Here is a 20,298-nt window from a genome sequence, read left to right as displayed (position 1 = left end):
TGAGGCCTGCATGTCTTTCGATCTCGCCGCACGCCTTGCTGCCCGTCGTGCCGAAAATCTCTATCGCCAGCGCCCGCTGCTTGAAAGCCCACAAGGGCCGGAAGTGGTGGTCGACGGTCAGCCGTTGCTGGCGTTCTGCAACAACGATTACCTGGGCCTGGCCAATCACCCGCAAGTGATCGAGGCCTGGCGCGCCGGTGCCTCCAAGTGGGGCGTTGGCGGCGGTGCTTCGCATCTGGTGATCGGCCACAGTGGCCCGCATCACGAGTTGGAAGAAGCGTTGGCCGACCTCACTGGACGGCCACGTGCCTTGTTGTTCACCACCGGCTACATGGCCAACCTCGGCGCGGTCACGGCGTTGGTCGGGCAGGGCGACACGGTGCTGGAAGACCGGCTCAATCATGCGTCGTTGCTGGATGCCGGCCTATTGTCCGGCGCGCGCTTCAATCGTTATCTGCACAACGACGCCGACAGCCTGGCCAAACGTCTGGAGAAAGCCACCGGCAATACGCTGGTGGTCACCGACGGCGTGTTCAGCATGGACGGCGATCTCGCCGACCTGCCAGCGCTGGCCCGAGAGGCCAAGGCCAAAGGCGCTTGGTTGATGGTCGATGACGCCCACGGTTTCGGTCCGCTGGGCGCGAACGGTGGCGGGATCGTCGAGCATTTCGGTCTGAGCCAGGAGGATGTGCCGGTGCTGGTTGGCACCCTCGGCAAGGCGTTCGGCACGGCCGGAGCATTCGTGGCCGGCAGTGAAGAGTTGATCGAAAGCCTGATCCAGTTTGCCCGTCCGTACATCTACACCACCAGCCAGCCGCCAGCGCTGGCCTGCGCGACGCTTAAAAGCCTGGAGCTGCTACGCAGCGAACACTGGCGCCGCGAGCATTTGCAGACGCTGATCCGCCAGTTCCGCCGTGGCGCCGAACAGATCGGTCTGGAACTGATGGACAGCTTTACGCCTATCCAGCCGATCATGATTGGCGATGCCGGCCGCGCCGTGCGCTTGTCGCAGATGCTGCGCGAGCGTGGGCTGATGGTCACCGCGATCCGTCCGCCGACCGTGCCTGCCGGCAGTGCGCGGCTGCGGGTCACCCTGACCGCCGCCCACAGTGAGGCGCAGGTGCAACTATTGTTAGAAGGACTGGCCGATTGCTTTGCCCAACTGAAGTCGGAGCCAAGCCATGCGTGATCGACTGATTCTGCTCCCTGGCTGGGGCCTCGGGGTTTCTCCGCTGGAGCCGTTGGCGGCAGCGCTGCGTGGGCTCGACGAACACCTGACGGTGGAAATCGAACCGTTGCCGGAGCTGGAGTCCAGCGATCCTGCAGACTGGCTCGATGAACTCGATGAGCGCATTCCCCAGGACGTCTGGCTCGGTGGCTGGTCGCTGGGCGGCATGCTGGCTTCTGAACTGGCGGCGCGGCGTGGCGAACATTGCTGCGGCTTGCTGACGTTGGCGAGCAATCTTTCTTTCGTTGCCCATGAGCAATGGCCGAGCGCGATGCCGGCGGAAACCTTCGATGCATTTCTGGCCGGTTGCAGTGCTGATCCGCGCCAGACCCTCAAACGTTTTTCTCTGCTGTGTGCTCAAGGTGCGCAAGACCCGCGCGGCGTGTCGCGGCTGTTGCTCGGCGGCGCGCCGAACACTTCGCCGGCGACTTTGATGGCGGGGCTGGAGTTGTTGGCGCAGCTCGATACGCGCAATGCCCTGCAGGTGTTTCGAGGTCCGCAATTGCATCTGTTTGCCGGGCTGGACGGGCTGGTGCCGGCGGAAGCCGCGGGCGAGTTGTTCGCGCTGCTGGCGGATGTCGAGGTCGGGCTGATCGAGCAGGCCAGCCATGCGTTTCTTCTGGAAGACCCCCACGGTGTGGCCGGTGCGATCCAGGCGTTTTTAAGTGAGTGTGGTGATGACTGATTTGTCTCTTGCTGCGCTGCCCGGCGGCTTGCCTGACAAGCGCCAGGTCGCGGCTTCCTTTTCCCGTGCAGCGGCCAGCTACGACAGCGTCGCCGAGTTGCAGCGTGATGTCGGTACGCAGTTGCTCAATCGCTTGCCCATGGATTTTCTGCCGCCGCGCTGGCTGGATCTGGGTTGCGGCACCGGTTATTTCACCCGGGCGCTGGCCGAACGTTTTGCGGGTAACGAAGGGCTGGCGCTGGATATCGCCGAAGGCATGCTCAATCACGCCCGGCCGTTGGGCGGGGCCACACACTTTATTGCCGGTGATGCCGAACGCTTGCCGTTGCAGGATTCGACCTGCGATCTGATCTTCTCCAGCCTCGCCGTGCAGTGGTGTGCGGACTTCGAATTGGTGCTCGGCGAAGCCTTCCGGGTGCTGAAACCGGGGGGGATTTTCGCGTTTGCTAGTCTTTGTGTAGGGACGCTGTACGAACTGCGCGACAGTTGGCGCCAGGTCGATGGCCTGGTGCACGTCAACCGCTTCCGCGAGTTCGCCCGCTACGAACAATTGTGCGCGGCCAGTGGTTTGCGCACGGTCAGTCTGGAGAATCGGCCCCACGTGCTGCATTACCCGGATGTGCGCAGCCTGACTCATGAACTCAAGGCCTTGGGCGCGCATAACCTGAACCCTGGCCGGCCGGGGGGGCTGACCGGGCGGACGCGGATTCTGGGGCTGGTCGAGGCTTACGAGCAGTTCCGTCAGCAACAAGGCTTGCCGGCGACTTATCAGGTGGTCTACGCCGTGTTGGAGAAACCCTTATGAGCGCAGCCTATTTCATCACCGGAACTGACACTGACGTCGGCAAGACAACGGTGGCCGCCGGGTTGCTGCATGCTGCCAGATCGGCAGGGCTGAGTACGGCGGCGGGCAAACCGGTGGCCTCCGGTTGTGTCGTGACGCCCAAAGGCCTGCGCAACTCCGATGCCCTGGCGTTGCAGGCCGAGTGTTCTTTGCCGCTGACTTATCAGCAGCTCAATCCGGTAGCGTTCGAACCGGCGATCGCACCGCATCTGGCGGCGCGAGAGGCAGGTGTGGCGCTGACCGTGCAATCGTTGCTGGCACCGATGCGCGAGATTCTGGCCATGAACGCCGATTTCACGTTGATCGAAGGCGCGGGTGGCTGGCGGGTGCCGTTGGCGGATCAGGACAATCTTTCGGATCTGGCGATTGCGTTGCAGCTGCCAGTGATTCTGGTGGTGGGCGTGCGTCTGGGTTGCATCAGCCATGCATTGCTGACCGCTGAAGCGATTGCACGTGACGGGCTGCAACTGGCCGGTTGGGTGGCGAACATCATTGATCCGAAGACATCGCGGCTGGAGGAAAACCTCGCGACGCTGGCCGAGCGGATCCCGGCACCATGCCTGGGGCGGGTGCCGAAACTCAAGGCTGTCAGCGCTGAAGCGGTCGCCGATCACTTGCAACTCGATCTGCTCGACTGATTTTGGCTATGACAAGGCACTGTGCCATTAGTGTTTTTGACGGGTGTTTTTCTGACGCCTCTGGTTCAATGGCATCCATTGATCCTTCCCAAGGATGAGAGCTCCCATGGAAATCTCCGGAAACACAGCTTTTTATGCCGGTCTGAGCAGCATTCAGACCGGGCAGAACCGCGTCGATCAGGCCGCCAGCCAGATCGCCAACAACACCATCGAGCGTTCGGTCACCAGCCAGTCTTCCGAGGCACAGATCGATCGCCTGCGCGGTATCGATCGCAGCCAGCAAATGGATCCGGGCAGCGCCATGGCCGAAATGGCCCAGGGCAAGTTTCAAGTGGAACTGGGCACGAAAGTCGCCAAGGCATCCGATGAAATGCTCGGTACGATCATCGATACGTTCGCCTGATTTTCTGATCTGCGCTTTGCCAGACGCCGCGACTGTTCGCGGCGTTTTTCGTTGTAAGTCCTTCTCCCTCAACTAATCTTTTTTCAGTGCACATGGCTCGTCCGGGCGCATGGCGCGGTGCTGTGTCCGGCGTTCTGAAAATGTGATGACGAATGGCAAAAGAACGACGCTTGACAAGATTTCGGCGTAAACGTATGTTTCAAACAACTGTTTGACCGTCACAACAAATCAATGCGGTCGTTCATTCCCGGTTACATCAGCAGAGGTTTATCGCTATGCCTGACTACAAGGCCCCCTTGCGTGATATTCGCTTCGTTCGTGACGAACTGCTCGGCTACGAAGCGCACTATCAGAGCCTTCCAGCGTGCGCAGAGGCAACGCCGGACATGGTTGACGCCATTCTCGAAGAGGGCGCCAAGTTTTGTGAGCAGGTGCTGGCACCGCTGAACCGCGTGGGCGACATCGAAGGTTGCACCTGGAGCGAGTCCGGCGTGAAAACCCCGACCGGCTTCAAAGAGGCCTACAAGCAATTCGTGGAAGGCGGCTGGCCAAGCCTGGCCCATGACGTGGAGCACGGCGGTCAGGGCCTGCCTGAGTCGCTGGGCCTGGCTGTAAGCGAAATGGTCGGCGAAGCCAACTGGTCGTGGGGCATGTACCCGGGCCTGTCGCACGGCGCGATGAACACCATTTCCGAGCACGGCACCCCGGAGCAGCAAGAAGCCTATCTGACCAAACTGGTCTCCGGCGAATGGACCGGCACCATGTGCCTGACCGAGCCGCACTGCGGCACCGACCTGGGCATGCTGCGCACCAAGGCCGAACCTCAGGCCGACGGCTCCTACAAAGTCTCCGGCACCAAGATCTTCATCTCGGCCGGTGAACACGACATGGCCGACAACATCGTCCACATCGTACTGGCCCGCCTGCCGGACGCACCGGCTGGTACCAAAGGCATTTCCCTGTTCATCGTTCCGAAGTTCATGCCGAATGCCGACGGCACTGTTGGCGCTCGCAACGCGGTGAGCTGCGGTTCGCTGGAACACAAGATGGGCATCCATGGCAACGCCACTTGCGTGATGAACTTCGACGGCGCCACCGGTTTCCTGATCGGCCCGGCGAACAAAGGCCTTAACTGCATGTTCACCTTCATGAACACCGCACGTCTGGGTACCGCGCTGCAAGGTCTGGCCCACGCCGAAATCGGCTTCCAGGGCGGCCTGAAATACGCTCGCGACCGTCTGCAAATGCGCTCCCTGACTGGCCCGAAAGCGCCGGACAAAGCCGCTGACCCGATCATCGTGCACCCAGATGTACGCCGCATGCTGTTGACCATGAAGGCATTCGCCGAAGGCAACCGCGCGATGGTGTACTTCACCGCCAAACAGGTCGACATCGTCAAATACGGCGTGGACGAAGAAGAGAAGAAGAAAGCCGACGCCCTGTTGGCGTTCATGACTCCAATCGCCAAAGCGTTCATGACCGAAGTCGGTTTCGAATCCGCCAACCACGGCGTACAGATCTACGGCGGCCACGGCTTCATCGCCGAGTGGGGCATGGAGCAGAACGTTCGCGACAGCCGCATCTCGATGCTGTACGAAGGCACCACCGGCATCCAGGCGCTCGACCTGCTGGGCCGTAAAGTGCTGATGACTCAAGGCGAGGCTCTGAAAGGCTTCACCAAGATCGTCCACAAGTTCTGCCAGAACAACGAAGGCAACGAAGCCGTCAAAGAATTCGTCGCACCGTTGGCTGCACTGAACAAAGAGTGGGGCGAGCTGACCATGAAGGTCGGTATGGCCGCCATGAAAGACCGCGAAGAAGTCGGCGCGGCCTCCGTGGACTACCTGATGTACTCCGGCTACGCCTGCCTGGCCTACTTCTGGGCCGACATGGCGCGTCTGGCTGCTGAAAAACTGGCTGCCGGCACCAGCGACGAGGCGTTCTACACCGCCAAGCTGCAAACCGCGCGTTTCTACTTCCAGCGCATCCTGCCGCGTACCCGTACGCACGTGGCAACCATGCTGTCGGGTGCCAACAACCTGATGGACATGAAGGAAGAGAACTTCTCGCTGGGCTACTAAGCCTTAACGCGGTCGTTCTGAAAACCGCTGCTCCTTCGGGGGCAGCGGTTTTTTTGTGCCCGGATTTCCCCAATCCCGGGGCTGATTCCCCAGCATTGACGACGGCTTTGCTCAGCCGATCCCCTGCGCTTATTGATTCAAGATGTTTCCAGAAGAGTGGCCAATTAATTGCACTGCCCGAATTACCGGTGCTAATCAGAACTGCCTGCTCAAAGAAGCATGACGCCCCGGCACTTAACAACAGTCAGGGTGAAGCCTATGAACATCAGTCGACTCGCTCGTTTGACCTTCTGGTTACCCGTCGCGCTGTCAGTCCACAGCGCGTGGGCCGCCGACCCCGCCGAAGTCGATCCTCCTGCGCCGGAGGTGCCGTCGCTGCAGTCGTTGCGCGGGATGGTGCCGCCCGATCCGTCCGGAACCGAAGGCGGGCGCAAGGTCGACCTGATGACCGACTACGTGCTCAACCGCTCTGCCGCGATCCTGTTGGGCAAGGCGTTGTTCTGGGATATGGAGATCGGCAGCGACGGCGCAACGGCGTGCGCATCCTGCCACTACCATGCCGGCGTCGATCATCGCATCACCAATCAGATCAACCCCGGCCAGGCCAACACCAACGCCAACGTCGCGTCGATTTTCAACAAGCCGTTTGTGGCCTCCGACATTCCCGGTGACGTGGCGACCTACTCAACGTTGTCCGGCGGCAAGGGCGGGCCGAACTACACGCTGAAGAAAACCGACTTTCCGACTCATGTGCTGAGCAATCCGCTGGAGCGCAACTCGCCGATCGTTTTCTCGACTGACGACGTTGTCGGTTCACAGGGCGTGTTCGATGCCAACTTCGTCAAACCCAATCAGCCGCGCTTCGACAAATGCACCCAGCAGCCGGACGGCCTGTTTCAGGTCGGCGGCATAAACGTACGGCGCAGCACCGGTCGCAACGCGCCGTCGGTGATCAACGCCGCGTTCAACGTGCGCAACTTCTGGGACGGCCGGGCCAACAACGTGTTCAACGGGTTTTCGCCGTTCGGCAATCGCGACCCGGATGCGGGGATCTACGTGACCAGCGAACGCAGCACGGTCGCCACCAAAGTCAGGCTGGCGCTCAACGATGCGTCTGCCGCCTCGCAAGCCGTCGGCCCGCCCGGCAGCCCGGTGGAAATGTCCTGTGGCGGCCGTACCTTTGCCGACATCGGTCGCAGGATGCTCGACACGCTGATGCTCAAGCAGCAACGGATCTCGTCCAGCGATTCAGTGCTCGGCCCAGTGTCCGGCGCACGGCGTCCGACCTATCGCGAACTGATCAAGAATGCCTTCCAGCCCCGGCTGTGGAACGCCACGCAAAACGTGTTGGTGGGCGGCGCGCCGTACACCCAGATGGAAGCCAATTTCCCGCTGTTCTTCGGCCTGGCGATCCAGATGTACGAAGCCACGTTGATCTCCGATCAGGCGCCGATCGATGCTTACCTGCAAGGCGACCACACCGCCATGAACGCGCAGCAGGTCGAGGGCATGAACCTGTTCCTCGGCAAGGGCAAATGCGTCAATTGCCACGGCGGCGCTGAGCTGACCAATGCCGCCAGCCGTTTGCTGATGCACCCGCGTGAGCGCATCGAGCGGATGGTGATGGCCGACAATCTGACGACCCTCTACGACAACGGCTTCTACAACACCGGTGTCCGCCCGACTTCGGAGGATCTCGCCCTCGGCGGTGCGGATGCCTGGGGCAATCCGTGGTCGTTCACCCGCCAGTACAACACGGTGTTGCAGGGCGGAAAATCCGTCGATCCGCTGGATGTCGACGTGTGCACCTTCGAAGCGCCGCTGAGTGCAGCGATTCCGTGCGATGCCACGCTCAAGCCGAATGTCGGGTTCCGCGATTCGGTGGACGGCGCATTCAAGACCCCGACCCTGCGCAACATTGCCCTGACCGGCCCGTACTTCCACAACGGCAGTCGTGCCACGCTCAAGCAGGTCATGGAGTTCTACAACCGTGGCGGCGACCGGCGCGGTGAGGATGCCAACAACACCAGCGGCTTCGAGCACCCGGCGGTGAATCAGCACAACACCTCCAACCTCGACCCGGACATGACGGCGCTGAACCTGACGCCTGACGAAGTCGACGCGCTGGTGAAATTCATGGAGGTCGGCCTGACCGATCCGCGCGTTGCCTGGGAACGGGCGCCTTTCGATCATCCGTCTCTGGTGATTGCGCAGGGTCATGTCGGTGATGAAAATGCCGTGACCCAGCGCCCGGCCAGTCCGAAAGTCACGACCCGTCAGGCAACTGACGCAGTGCTCAATCTCAAGCCTTACGGCGCTGAAGGCCGTCCGGCGGCGGAGGGGCCGTTGCAGCCGTTCTACAACGATCTTTGAGGGGAAATGACCGTCATGGCCATCACGCATGGTGGCCATGACGAAAGTTTCATGCCCGCCAAGGAAAAAACCTTGATTGAAGGCTCAGAAACCGAGGGTTTCGGCCGTTAAAGAGACAACCTGTGATCTGGATCACATTGTGTGTGCTTAACTGGCCACATTGCAGGCACAATGCCATCTCTTTGCCAAGACGGTCGGAGCTTTACCCTTGCCGCGTTCTTCCGCTGTACGTTTCAGTCATTTCATTCCTTCACTGCTGTTGTTGCTTGCGGGGCTGGCGGCTGCGTACGTCAAAGACCTCAACGTGTTCTTCACCTCGCTGTTCAACGTGTTGCCAACCCTTGTGCTGTTGCTCGGCGGGTCGTATTGCGCGGTTTACCGACGCCAGCGCGAACTGTTTCTGATGGTCACGGTGTACATCGCCTACTTCCTGCTCGACACCCAGACCGACTATTACCGCGACAACGGCAAGGTGCGCGAAGACGCGGCCGTGGTGTTCCATCTGGTGTGTCTGCTGCTGCCTTTGTTGTTCGGTCTGTTTGCGGCGTGGCAGGAGCGCACGCATCTGTTTCAGGACATGGTGGCGCGGTTCGCCGTGCTGCTGGCGTTTGGCAGCGTGGCGCTGGGGCTTGAGCAAAGTTACCCGCAGGCGTTGCTGATGTGGCTCTCGGAGATCCGCTGGCCGGCCTTGCACGGCGCGTGGATGAGCCTGATCCAGATGTCCTATCCGGTGTTCCTCTCGGCGTTTCTGTTGCTGGCCTGGCAGTATTGGCGCAACCCGCGTCCGCTGCACGCGGCGCAACTGGTGGGGTTGCTCGGGGTGTTCTGGATGTTGCCGAAAACCTTCATCCTGCCGTTCACCCTGAACATCATGTGCAGCCAGGTGATGTTGATGATCGCTGCTGCGGTAGCGCACGAGGCTTATCAAATGGCCTTCCGTGACGAGCTCACCGGTCTGCCGGGCCGTCGCGCACTCAACGAACGGATGCAGCGGCTGGGTCGCAACTACGTGCTGGCGATGAGCGACGTCGATCACTTCAAGAAATTCAACGACACCCATGGTCACGACGTGGGTGACCAGGTCCTGCGACTGGTCGCCAGCAAACTGTCGAAAATCAGCGGAGGCGGTAGGGCCTATCGCTATGGCGGCGAGGAATTCGCCCTGGTGTTTGCAGGCAAGACCCTTGAAGAGTGCATGCCGCACCTGGAAGTCATCCGCGAGTCGATTGCGTCCTACAACATCCAGTTGCGCAATCAGGAAAACCGCCCGCAGGACGATCAACAGGGGCGTCAGCGGCGGGGCGGCTTCGGTGCGTCCAGCGTATCGGTCACGGTCAGTATCGGTGTTGCGGAACGGGTCGAGCAGCGCACCCCGGAAGACGTGCTCAAGTCCGCCGACCAGGCGCTCTACGCCGCCAAGGGCGCGGGTCGCAACTGCGTGATGGCGTTCGGTCAGAACCGCCGTGGTGCGGTGCGCATGGACAGCGCCGCAGGTTGAGTGATGACGGCGCATTCAGCGTCTGGACAGTGATTGTGGGGCAGGGTGGCCGGCAGTAGGTTGAAACGATCTGCTGACGGAGAAGCCACCATGCCCGAGTACAAAGCTCCCCTGCGCGACATGCGCTTTCTGATCGACCACGTCTTCGACTTCCACACCCGCTACGCGGCCCTCGGCGCCCACGACGCCAGCCCGGACATGGTCAACGCGATCCTCGAGGAGGGCGCGAAGTTCTGTGAGAACGTTCTGGCACCGCTCAATCGCAGCGGTGACGAAGAAGGCTGCCATTTCGACAATGGCGTAGTGACAACACCTACAGGCTTCAAGCAGGCCTTCGCACAATACGTGGAAGGTGGCTGGCACGGTCTGGCGGCAGACCCGACCTACGGCGGCCAGGGCCTGCCAAGTTCGCTGGGGCTGGTGATCAGCGAAATGGTCGCGTCCAGCAACACCTCCTGGGGCATGTACCCGGGCCTGACCCACGGCGCCATGTCGGCCATCCACGCCCACGGCACCGAAGAACAGAAAAACACCTACCTGCGCAAACTGACCGCCGGGCAGTGGACCGGCACCATGTGCCTGACCGAAGCCCATTGTGGCACCGACCTGGGCATCATCAAGACCCGCGCCGTGCCTAGGGCCGACGGCAGTTATGCGATCACCGGCAGCAAGATTTTCATCTCCGCCGGCGAGCACGACATGAGCGACAACATCATTCATCTGGTGCTGGCCAAACTGCCGGACGCCCCGGCCGGAACCAAAGGCATTTCGCTGTTCATCGTGCCGAAATTCCTGCCGGATGCAGCCGGCGAGGCGGGGGAGCGCAACGGCGTTTCCTGCGGTTCGATCGAGCACAAGATGGGCATCAAGGCCTCGGCCACCTGCGTGCTGAACTTCGATGACGCCAAAGGCTTCCTGATCGGCGAGCCGAACAAAGGCCTGAATTGCATGTTCACCATGATGAACCACGCGCGCCTCGGCACCGGGATGCAGGGCCTGTGTCTGGGCGAGGCAAGTTTCCAGGGCGCAATCAAATACGCCAACGACCGCTTGCAGATGCGTGCCCTGACCGGCGCCAAAGCTCCGGACAAACCGGCGGATCCGATCATCGTCCACCCGGACGTGCGGCGTATGCTGCTGACCATGAAAGCCTTCAATGAAGGCAACCGCGCGCTGACCTATTTCACTGCGCAGATGCTCGATGTCGCGCACCTGAGCCCGGACGCCGACGCGCGTCAGGAGGCCGAAGATCTGCTGGCGTTCCTGACCCCGATCTGCAAGGCGTTCATGACCGACACCGGGCTGGAGGTGACCAACCATGGCATGCAGGTGTTCGGTGGCCACGGTTTCATCCGTGAGTGGGGCATGGAGCAACTGGTTCGCGACTGCCGGATTGCACCAATCTACGAGGGCACCAATGGCATTCAGGCGCTGGATCTGCTGGGGCGCAAAGTCCTTGGCAGCCAAGGCAAGCTGCTGCGCAACTTCACCAAAATCGTCCACAAATTCTGTGCAGCGAATGCCGGGCATGCGCAATTGGGCGGGTTTGTGGCGCAGCTCGATAGCCTCAATCAGCAGTGGGGCGAACTGACCATGCAGGTCGGCATGGCGGCGATGAAGAATCCGGATGAGGTCGGCGCCGCGTCGGTGGATTACCTGATGTACAGCGGTTACATCGTCCTTGGCTATTTGTGGCTGCGCATGGCACTGATCGCCCAGGCACAGCTGGAGTCGGGCGAGGGTGATGGCGATTTTTGCCAGGGCAAACTGGCGACGTGCGAGTTCTACTTCAAACGGTTGTTACCACGTACTGCGGCGCACCGCGCGGCGATCGAGGCGGGCAGCGATTGCCTGATGAAATTGCCGGCGCAGTTGTTCTCGCTGTAACACGCCACTGTTAAACAAAAGAGCCCGCTGATTGCGGGCTTCTTTATGGCTGATTGCTGGTGACTAAAAATAACAAATCAGTCACCGCCTGACCCTATGTGTCGCAAAAGTTGTTGGGTTACACTCCAGCTCAACGAAATCACCCTTCCACGAATCACCTGTTTAGATCTTTGCGAGGTTTGCCATGGCTGACTACAAAGCGCCGCTGCGCGATATGCGCTTCGTCCTCAATGAAGTGTTCGAAGTCGCCAAACTCTGGGCCGAACTGCCGGCCCTGGCCGAGATCGTCGACGCGGAAACCGTTGAAGCCATTCTCGAAGAGGCCGGCAAGGTCACCAGCAAAAGCATCGCGCCCCTGAGCCGCGCGGCCGACGAAGAGGGTTGCCACTGGGCCGACGGTGCCGTCACCACCCCGGCTGGTTTCCCACAGGCCTATCAGACTTATGCCGAAGGCGGCTGGGTCGGGGTTGGCGGTGATCCGGAATACGGCGGCATGGGCATGCCAAAAGCCGTGTCGGCTCAGGTCGAAGAAATGGTCAACTCCGCCAGCCTGTCCTTCGGTCTGTACCCGATGCTGACGGCCGGCGCCTGCCTGTCGATCAACGCCCACGCCAGCGAAGAACTGAAAGCCGCTTACCTGCCGAACATGTACGCCGGCGTCTGGGCCGGTTCCATGTGCCTGACCGAACCGCATGCCGGCACCGACCTGGGCATCATCCGCACCAAGGCCGAGCCTCAGGCGGACGGTTCCTACAAGGTCAGCGGCACCAAGATCTTCATCACCGGCGGTGAGCACGACCTGACCGAAAACATCATCCACCTGGTGCTGGCCAAACTGCCGGACGCACCGGCGGGGCCGAAAGGCATTTCGCTGTTCCTGGTGCCGAAGTTCATGGTCAATGCCGATGGCAGCCTGGGTGCGCGCAACCCGGCGAACTGCGGTTCGATCGAACACAAGATGGGCATCCAGGCTTCGGCCACCTGCGTGATGAACTTCGATGAAGCCGTGGGTTACCTGGTCGGCGAGCCGAACAAGGGCCTGGCCGCGATGTTCACCATGATGAACTACGAGCGTCTGGGCGTCGGTATCCAGGGCCTGGCCACCGGCGAGCGCTCGTACCAGAACGCCCTCGAATACGCCCGCGATCGTCTGCAAAGCCGTTCGCCGACCGGCGCGCAGAACAAGGACAAGGTCGCCGACCCGATCATCGTCCACCCGGACGTGCGTCGCATGCTGCTGACCATGAAAGCCTCGAACGAAGGCGGTCGTGCGTTCTCCACTTACGTGGCGATGCAACTCGATACCGCCAAGTTCAGCGAAGACGCCGCCACACGCAAGCGTGCGGAAGATCTGGTTGCCTTGCTGACGCCAGTGGCCAAGGCATTCCTGACCGATCTGGGTCTGGAAACCACGGTCCACGGCCAGCAGATCTTCGGCGGCCACGGCTACATCCGCGAGTGGGGTCAGGAGCAACTGGTGCGTGACGTGCGCATCACTCAGATCTACGAAGGCACCAACGGCATCCAGGCGCTGGACCTGGTGGGCCGCAAGATCGTCGGTAGCGGTGGCGCGTTCTACAAGTTGTTCGCCGACGAGATCCGCCATTTCACCGCGACGGCGAGTGCCGACCTCGGTGAGTTCACCAAGCCGCTGAATGACGCCGTCGACAACCTCGACGAACTGACCTCGTGGTTGCTGGACCGGGCGAAAACCAACCCGAACGAAATCGGTGCGGCGTCGGTCGAGTACCTGCAAGCCTTCGGTTACACCGCTTACGCCTACATGTGGGCGTTGATGGCCAAGGCATCGCTGGGCAAAGAAGCGCAGGATGATTTCTACGCGAGCAAGCTCGGCACCGCGCGGTTCTACTTCGCCCGTCTGCTGCCGCGGATTCACTCGCTGAGCGCGTCGGTCAAAGCTGGCAGCGAGTCGCTGTTCCTGCTGGATGCTGCGCAGTTCTGATGATGTAACGTCATGTAAGCGATCTCTTACATGACGTGCTGCTGTTCTCCCATAGGCGTAGATTGGATCCAGAGCTAATCTACTTTCCATGGACGTAGCGCAGGAAGCGCAAAGCAACAACACGGACACGTAAGGATTCTGCCAGGGTGGCGGAGTGAAATGGATGTCAGGGAAACAGTCTGCAAAGCCCCGCTTCGGCGGGGTTTTCTTATGCCCGCAGAAAAGTTTTCAGCTCAGCGACTCCAGTCCTGGCGCACCTTTGAGCGGTTTTTCCTCGCGCTGCATCACCTCCTCCAGCAACGTGCGCAGCAAGGCCAATGACGCCTGCTGACGCTGCACATCGCGACACACTAGCCCTACCTTCAGCGGTACCCGTGGTTCGCTGATCGGTTTCCACAGCAAGTCCTGATCGTCGTACTCCTTCTGTGAGCGCCCCGGCAACACCGTCGCAAGACGCGTGTGCGGCAGGCTGTCGAGAATCCCCACCATATTGTTCAGTTCTGCCTGTACTTGCGGGCGTCGCCCGAGGCTGGCCAGTTGCGCCTGCCAGATCTGGCGGATCTGAAATTCCTCACCCAGCAACAACATCGGCAATTCTGCGGCCTGGCTCATCGAGACTTTCTTGAATTCGCGCAACGGATGATCCGCCGGGATGACCAATGTCAGTTCATCTTCGTACAGCATCACGCCGTGCAGACCCGGCTGGCGGGGTGGCAGATAGCTGATGCCGATATCCAGCGAACCATTGAGCAGGCGGCGCTCGATCTCCAGTCCCGTCAGTTCATAAATCTGCACCACCAGATGCGGCTGGGCCTTGCGCACCCGTTCGAGCATTTGCGGCACCAGGCTGGTGTGCACGGTTTGCAGCACACCGATCGCCAGCGTACGCAGCGCCTGCCCCTTGAAGTTGCCCAGCGCCTCGCGCGCACGTTGCATGCCATCAAGCAGTGGCAGCGCGTGGTTGTACAGCGTGTGGGCGGCCAGGGTCGGCAGCAGACGTTTGCTGCTGCGTTCGAACAGGGTGACGTCGAGGTTCTGTTCCAGATGACGGATCTGCTGGGACAGCGCGGGCTGAGAGATCGACAGGCGCTCGGCGGCACGCCCGACGTGGCCTTCTTCGTAGACCGCGACGAAATAACGCAGTTGTTTGAAATCCATAAGTGATACTTATCGAAAATGCTGGGAAATCGAAATGGCTCGGCGCCTTGAAGACGCCTAGTCTAACCGCATTCACAAGGCTTACAGGGCCGGAAAGCGCAATGACCAGCGTTTGCTTCGAAAGTGTTTACATAGGCAGTTCAAAAAACCTCAATCGAGGTTTTTTTCAATGAATCTGTTCAGCTTGCGGCGCCAGGCGCCGAGTCTCGATGACCTGGCTTTTGAAACCCATGCATCGGATGCTGCTGATGGCCTGAATGCCGAGCGCCTGATGCCCAGCGTCGAGCGCCCGCAGCAGGTTTTCGTTCGCGGCCAGGGTTCCTGGTTGTGGGACAGCAATGACCGCGCCTACCTGGACTTTTCCCAGGCCGGCGGCGCCAACAGCCTGGGCCACAGCCCTTCGGCGCTGGTCAAAGCCATCGCCAGCCAGGCACAGGCCCTGATCAATCCCGGATTCAATCTGCACAACCGCGGCATGCTCAGCCTCGCCGAGCGTTTGTGTGCCAGCACTTCCAGCGATCAGGCGTATCTGCTCAACAGTGGCAGCGAAGCCTGTGAAGCCGCGATCAAACTGGCGCGCAAATGGGGCCAGCTGCATCGCGGCGGCGCCTCGCGGATCATTGTCGCCAGACAAGGCTGTCACGGACGTAGTCTGGCGACGATTTCGGCGTCGGACAGTTGCAACCTGCACAATCGCTTCGCACCGCTGCTGCCGGGCTTCGATCTGGTGCCGTTCAACGACCTGCCGGCGCTGCATGCCGCAGTCGATGCGCAGACCGTGGCGATCATGCTCGAACCGATCCAGAGCGATGCCGGTGTCATTCCGGCGACCGAGCATTACCTCAAGGGTGTCGAGCGCCTGTGCCGTGAACTGGGCATTCTGCTGATCCTCGACGAAGTGCAGACCGGCATCGGCCGCTGTGGCACCTTGCTCGCCGAACAATCCTACGGCGTGCGCGCCGATATCGTCGTACTCGGCAAGGGCCTTGGCGGTGGCGTACCGCTGGCTGCATTGCTGGCGCGAGGCAAGGCCTGCTGTTTCGACTTCGGCGAGCTGGGCGGTACGCATCACGGCAACGCCCTGATGACCGCCGCCGGCCTGGTGGTACTCGACAGCGTGCAGGACCGCGCCTTCCTCGAACAGATCCGGGACAACGGCCAGCATCTGCGCGAGGGGCTCGCCCGTCTGGCCCATCGTTATGAACATGGCGAGTTGCGCGGGCAAGGGCTGTTCTGGGGACTGACTCTGTCGGAAGACTCCGCCGAGGCCGTCGTCAAAGCCGCGCTCCATGAAGGCTTGCTGCTCAACGCCCCACAAGCCAACTGCCTGCGCTTCACCCCGGCGCTCACCGTCAGCATGGCCAACATCGACGAAATGCTCCTGCGCCTGGCCCGCGCCTTCTCCCGGGTACGCACGGCGCAACTGCAATGCCGCAAAGGGATTGCCGTCTGAGCTGAAGTTTCCCACCCGAATTCAAGAACCGTCTCGCGGTATAACGCACGCCCCACGCCTGATTCTTTTGGCGTGGGGCGTTTTTTTGTGGCCGGGTTTTGCGAACGCGGTTTAGTGCTTGAGGATTGGCAACTGCGGTGTTTCTTTAGTGGACCTCGGCAAGGATTGCCGATGCCAGCAGACCAACATTATCGAAAGACGGGCTTTGTAATCTATACCACTGAGTGGTATGTTTTTTGGAAGGGATACCGATGTCGTTCAGGTTGTTCAAGACAAAAGGTTTTGCGATACAGGCCAGCAAAGCATGGATCACCGACGAAGAACTCCGCGAGGCTTTTGCCGAGATGCTTGATGGTCAAGCGGACAATCTGGGAGGCGGAGTCTGGAAGAAGCGCCTGAACGAAAACCGTCACCGGTCGATTGTTCTGGCCAAAGGCGGGCACTACTGGGTTTATCAGGTGCTGTTCGCCAAAAAGGATCGGAGCAACATCAATTCTGCGGAGCTGAAGGAACTGCGCAAACTGGCGAAAGCCTATGCGCAACTTACCGAAGAGCAGATTCAAGGCTTGTTGGTCATGAAGGCGTTTGTGGAGATAACTCATGAGTAAAAAATTCAAAAGTGACGTGTTTGAATCCGTTCACGAGTCGGCCAATGCCCTGCATGCAGTCGGCGCGATCAGCAAGGCAACGATGCGTGAGTTTGATGAGTCGTGTCTTGCAGCGGTTCCCGATGCGATCCCGGCGGAACAGATCAAGGCACTGCGCGAGCGGAACAACGTCAGTCAGCCAGTGTTCGCTCGTTATTTGAACACCAGTGCGTCGACCGTCAAGCAATGGGAATCAGGAGACAAGCACCCAAGCGGCATGGCCTTGAAGCTGCTCAGTATCGTGCAGAAACACGGTCTGCAAATTCTGGCTTGAGAGCAATAGCACTGAACCCTGACAAACGGCACAGGTCGATTAGCTTGTATGGCTCAGTCGAGCCAGCCCCCAATCAGGAGCAGCCCCATGGACTTCATCCGCATCATCATCGCCATTATCTTGCCGCCGCTGGGTGTGTTTCTGCAGGTTGGGTTCGGCGGCGCGTTCTGGCTGAATATCCTGCTGACGCTGTGCGGTTACATCCCGGGGATCGTGCACGCGGTGTACATCATCGCCAAGCGCTGAGTTTCAGTCCGCCAGGCCCATGACTCGCCGATAGAAACGCCACTCCTGCTCCAGCGCATGGGCCTGATTGACGGCCCGGCGGAAGCCGTGACGTTCGTCGGCGTAGTAATGCGCTTCGACTTCGATGCCGTTGTGCTCCAGGGCCGCGACCATGTCGCGGGTCTGTTGCGGCACGACCACGGCGTCCAGTTCACCCTGGAAGAAAATCACCGGTACGCGAATGTTGCCTGCGTGCAGCAACGGCGTGCGGGCTGCGTAGCGTTCGGCGTCTTGCTCGGGATCGCCGATCAGCCAGTCCAGATAATCGCCTTCGAACTTGTGTGTCGCGCGGCCCAGGGCAACCGGGTCACTGACGCCATAAAGGCTGGCGCCAGCGCGGAACACTTGATGGAACGCCAGGGCGCACAGCGTTGTGTAGCCGCCAGCACTGCCACCACGGATGAATGTACAGTCGCCGTCGATCATGCCGCGATCATTCAGGTAAGCGACGACCGCACAGGCATCCTCGACATCCACCGCGCCCCAGCTCAGATGCAACGCCTGCCGATATTCCCGGCCATAGCCGCTGCTGCCGCGGTAGTTGAGGTCGGCGACGGCGAAGCCGCGTTGTGTCCAGTACTGGATGCGCGGATCCAGCATCGGGTAGCACGCTGAAGTCGGGCCGCCGTGAATGAACACCACCAGAGGTGGTTTGCCATCGCCATTGATGGCCGGGTAAAAGAAGCCGTGCGCTTCACCTGAACCGCTGGGATAGCGCAGGGTTTGCGGTCGGCTGATGCGTTCGGCAGGCAGCGGTGCAACGCCTCCGGCCAGCACCTTCACTTCACGCGACTCGCGATCAATGGCGAGTACTGCTGACGGGCTGATCGGTGAAGCGGCGATGCAGTAAATGAATTGATCATCGACCGCCAGATGACGGAAACGGCTGTAGTCGCCGGTGAAGTCTTCGCCGTTGAGCGCCAGACGACCAAAACCGCTTTCGCTCCAACTCGCCAAAAAGCCTTCGTCGATGGGCAGCCAGGTGCAGCCGCCGAGTTGCCACGGCGCCGGCGCATGATCGGCTGCAGCACAGGGCAACATTTGCAAACCGTCCGCAGACTCGACCCACGGTTGCCAATATCCGCCACGGTCGGTCAGGCAACCCAGTCGGCCATCGACATCGAAGCGCGGTTGCTGGATCGACTCTTCAAGCGTTTCACCGGCTACGCAACGTGGGGCAGAAAATCCATTACCTGTGCGCTCGGCGAGTATCAAACGGGTGGAAGTCCACGGCTGATGCGGGCGGCTCCACTCGATCCACGCCAGGCGCTGACCGTCCGGGCTGATGATCGGCGACGCGTAAAAGTCTGCGCCCTCAACCAGCATGTGGCAGGTGCCAGTCGCCAGATCGATGGCCACCAGACGATGGCGATCATCGTTCTCTTCAACGGCCAGCACCTGCCCGTTGGCAAAATGCAGATCACCATATCGACACTCGCTCGACGTCAACGCCACAGGCTCGCCATCCAGCGTCTGGCGATACAGCTGTTGATCCGCCTCGTTGACGAAAACCACCCCGTCAGGCGTCAGACAAAACGCCCCACCGCCATATTCGTACACCCGGCTGCGCACGCTGAAGCCCGCAGGTGTCAGACATTTCGCCACGCCATCGCGCCAGTGCCAGATCCGGCACGCGGCGTCTGCAGGGCGGTATTCATTCCAGAACAAACCCTGGGAGCCGAGCTGCAGTTCGGCGAAATCCACACCGGCAGCAACGGCGGCAGTGGCGCTGAAAGGCTCAGCCTTTGGCGATGAGGCGCGAGTTTCGTTCATTGCGAAAGGCCAGTTGTTCAATGGTCTGGGTGGCGTGCTCGGCTTCTTCGCGGGCCTTGAGGATCACGCCGTGATGTTCGGATTTGCTGCACACAGGGTCGGCATTGCTGGCATCGCCGGTGAGCATGAATGCCTGGCAGCGACAGCCGCCGAAGTCCTGTTCTTTCTCGTCGCAGGAGCGGCACGGCTCGGGCATCCAGTCATAACCGCGAAAACGGTTGAAGCCGAACGAGTCGTACCAGATGTGCTGCATGCTGTGGTCGCGCACATTGGGAAATTGTACCGGCAGCTGTCGGGCGCCATGACAGGGCAGGGCGGTGCCGTCCGGTGTGACCGTCAGAAACAGACTGCCCCAGCCGTTCATGCAGGCTTTCGGGCGCTCTTCGTAATAGTCCGGGGTGACGAAAATCAGCTTGCACGGATGCCCTTCGGCTTCCAGCTTGGCGCGGTATTCGTTGGTGATGCGTTCGGCGCGGACCAGTTGCTCTTTGGTCGGCAACAGGCCGACACGATTGAGCTGCGCCCAACCGTAGAACTGGCAGGTGGCGAGTTCGACAAAGTCGGCCTCAAGCGCGATGCACAGCTCGATGATGCGGTCGATCTTGTCGATGTTGTGCCGATGGGTGACGAAGTTCAGCACCATCGGATAGCCGTGGGCTTTCACGGCGCGGGCCATTTCCAGTTTCTGCGCGAAGGCCTTTTTCGAGCCCGCGAGCAGGTTGTTCACTTGCTCGTCGCTGGCCTGGAAGCTGATCTGGATGTGATCGAGCCCGGCCTTCTTGAAGTCGCTGATCTTCTGCTCGGTCAGGCCGATGCCGGAAGTGATCAGGTTGGTGTAGAAACCCAACTGCCGCGCTTCACGGATCAGCTCGGCGAGGTCCTGGCGCACCAGCGGTTCGCCGCCGGAGAAGCCCAGTTGCGCCGCGCCCATTTCCCGCGCCTCGCGAAATACCTTGATCCACTGCTCGGTGCTCAGCTCCTTGCCCTGCTCGGCGAAATCCAGCGGATTGGAGCAGTACGGACATTGCAGCGGGCAGCGGTAAGTCAGTTCGGCGAGCAGCCACAGCGGCAGGCCGATTTCCGGTTTGGCCGGGACTTGCACCGATGA

General features: G+C 60.9%; 17 protein-coding genes. 14 read left to right on the top strand and 3 right to left on the bottom strand.

What is annotated here, in order from left to right:
• Positions 1-10 precede the first annotated feature (10 nt).
• From bioF to M5B98_RS06110, 10 genes are all read left to right on the top strand, one after another.
• The gene (gene bioF, locus M5B98_RS06155) at positions 11-1,189 is read left to right on the top strand and encodes an 8-amino-7-oxononanoate synthase (protein WP_248742219.1); all 1,179 of its coding nucleotides are present in this window, start codon (positions 11-13) and stop codon (positions 1,187-1,189) included.
• Positions 1,182-1,913, top strand: coding sequence for an alpha/beta fold hydrolase (locus tag M5B98_RS06150; RefSeq protein ID WP_248742218.1), 732 nt, complete (start codon positions 1,182-1,184; stop codon positions 1,911-1,913). The genes bioF and M5B98_RS06150 overlap by 8 nt, the downstream gene beginning before the upstream one ends.
• A complete protein-coding gene (gene bioC, locus M5B98_RS06145; RefSeq protein ID WP_248742217.1) occupies positions 1,906-2,718 on the top strand; it encodes a malonyl-ACP O-methyltransferase BioC in 813 nt (270 codons plus the stop codon). Before M5B98_RS06150 ends, bioC begins: the two co-directional genes overlap by 8 nt.
• The gene (gene bioD, locus M5B98_RS06140; protein ID WP_248742216.1) at positions 2,715-3,395 is read left to right on the top strand and encodes a dethiobiotin synthase; all 681 of its coding nucleotides are present in this window, start codon (positions 2,715-2,717) and stop codon (positions 3,393-3,395) included. Before bioC ends, bioD begins: the two co-directional genes overlap by 4 nt.
• Before the next feature lie 106 nt (positions 3,396-3,501).
• Entirely contained in the window at positions 3,502-3,798 is a 297-nt protein-coding gene (locus M5B98_RS06135) for a pyrroloquinoline quinone biosynthesis protein PqqE (protein ID WP_248742215.1), read from the top strand.
• A 275-nt stretch (positions 3,799-4,073) separates the two neighbouring features.
• Complete coding sequence (locus M5B98_RS06130) at positions 4,074-5,879, top strand: phenylacyl-CoA dehydrogenase (RefSeq protein WP_248742214.1); 1,806 nt, start codon at positions 4,074-4,076, stop codon at positions 5,877-5,879.
• Positions 5,880-6,137: 258 nt separating this feature from the next.
• On the top strand, positions 6,138-8,252 hold the full coding sequence (locus M5B98_RS06125) for a cytochrome-c peroxidase (RefSeq protein WP_248742213.1): 2,115 nt from the start codon (positions 6,138-6,140) through the stop codon (positions 8,250-8,252).
• A 208-nt stretch (positions 8,253-8,460) separates the two neighbouring features.
• On the top strand, positions 8,461-9,750 hold the full coding sequence (locus tag M5B98_RS06120) for a GGDEF domain-containing protein (protein ID WP_248742212.1): 1,290 nt from the start codon (positions 8,461-8,463) through the stop codon (positions 9,748-9,750).
• A gap of 90 nt (positions 9,751-9,840) precedes the next feature.
• A complete protein-coding gene (locus tag M5B98_RS06115; RefSeq protein ID WP_248742211.1) occupies positions 9,841-11,637 on the top strand; it encodes an acyl-CoA dehydrogenase C-terminal domain-containing protein in 1,797 nt (598 codons plus the stop codon).
• Between the two features lie 184 nt (positions 11,638-11,821).
• Complete coding sequence (locus M5B98_RS06110) at positions 11,822-13,600, top strand: acyl-CoA dehydrogenase C-terminal domain-containing protein (RefSeq protein ID WP_248742210.1); 1,779 nt, start codon at positions 11,822-11,824, stop codon at positions 13,598-13,600.
• A gap of 228 nt (positions 13,601-13,828) precedes the next feature.
• Here M5B98_RS06110 and M5B98_RS06105 read toward each other — a convergent pair whose 3' ends face one another.
• On the bottom strand, positions 13,829-14,758 hold the full coding sequence (locus tag M5B98_RS06105; protein ID WP_248742209.1) for a LysR family transcriptional regulator: 930 nt from the start codon (positions 14,756-14,758) through the stop codon (positions 13,829-13,831).
• A 169-nt stretch (positions 14,759-14,927) separates the two neighbouring features.
• Here M5B98_RS06105 and M5B98_RS06100 point away from each other — a divergent pair, with 169 nt between their 5' ends.
• From M5B98_RS06100 to M5B98_RS06085, 4 genes are all read left to right on the top strand, one after another.
• The gene (locus M5B98_RS06100; protein ID WP_248742208.1) at positions 14,928-16,211 is read left to right on the top strand and encodes an aspartate aminotransferase family protein; all 1,284 of its coding nucleotides are present in this window, start codon (positions 14,928-14,930) and stop codon (positions 16,209-16,211) included.
• Between the two features lie 251 nt (positions 16,212-16,462).
• On the top strand, positions 16,463-16,819 hold the full coding sequence (locus tag M5B98_RS06095; RefSeq protein ID WP_248742207.1) for a type II toxin-antitoxin system RelE/ParE family toxin: 357 nt from the start codon (positions 16,463-16,465) through the stop codon (positions 16,817-16,819).
• A complete protein-coding gene (locus M5B98_RS06090) occupies positions 16,812-17,132 on the top strand; it encodes a helix-turn-helix domain-containing protein (protein WP_248742206.1) in 321 nt (106 codons plus the stop codon). Before M5B98_RS06095 ends, M5B98_RS06090 begins: the two co-directional genes overlap by 8 nt.
• Before the next feature lie 87 nt (positions 17,133-17,219).
• Positions 17,220-17,378 carry a YqaE/Pmp3 family membrane protein gene (locus M5B98_RS06085; RefSeq protein ID WP_065259115.1) on the top strand — a complete coding sequence of 53 codons (159 nt, stop codon included), beginning with the start codon at positions 17,220-17,222 and terminating at the stop codon, positions 17,376-17,378.
• Between the two features lie 3 nt (positions 17,379-17,381).
• Here the strand turns inward: M5B98_RS06085 and M5B98_RS06080 are convergent, their stop codons facing one another.
• Positions 17,382-19,190: a S9 family peptidase gene (locus tag M5B98_RS06080; protein ID WP_248742205.1), complete on the bottom strand. Its 1,809-nt coding sequence runs from the start codon at positions 19,188-19,190 to the stop codon at positions 17,382-17,384.
• Positions 19,156-20,292: a pyrroloquinoline quinone biosynthesis protein PqqE gene (gene pqqE / locus M5B98_RS06075; protein ID WP_371807421.1), complete on the bottom strand. Its 1,137-nt coding sequence runs from the start codon at positions 20,290-20,292 to the stop codon at positions 19,156-19,158. The genes M5B98_RS06080 and pqqE overlap by 35 nt, the downstream gene beginning before the upstream one ends.
• Positions 20,293-20,298: the final 6 nt, after the last annotated feature.

It is taken from the genome of Pseudomonas sp. MWU12-3088 (genome assembly GCF_023242405.1).
Lineage (GTDB): Bacteria > Pseudomonadota > Gammaproteobacteria > Pseudomonadales > Pseudomonadaceae > Aquipseudomonas > Aquipseudomonas kribbensis.
Note: the sequence above shows the minus strand (reverse complement) of the source record. Positions and strands in the feature narration are given on the sequence as shown.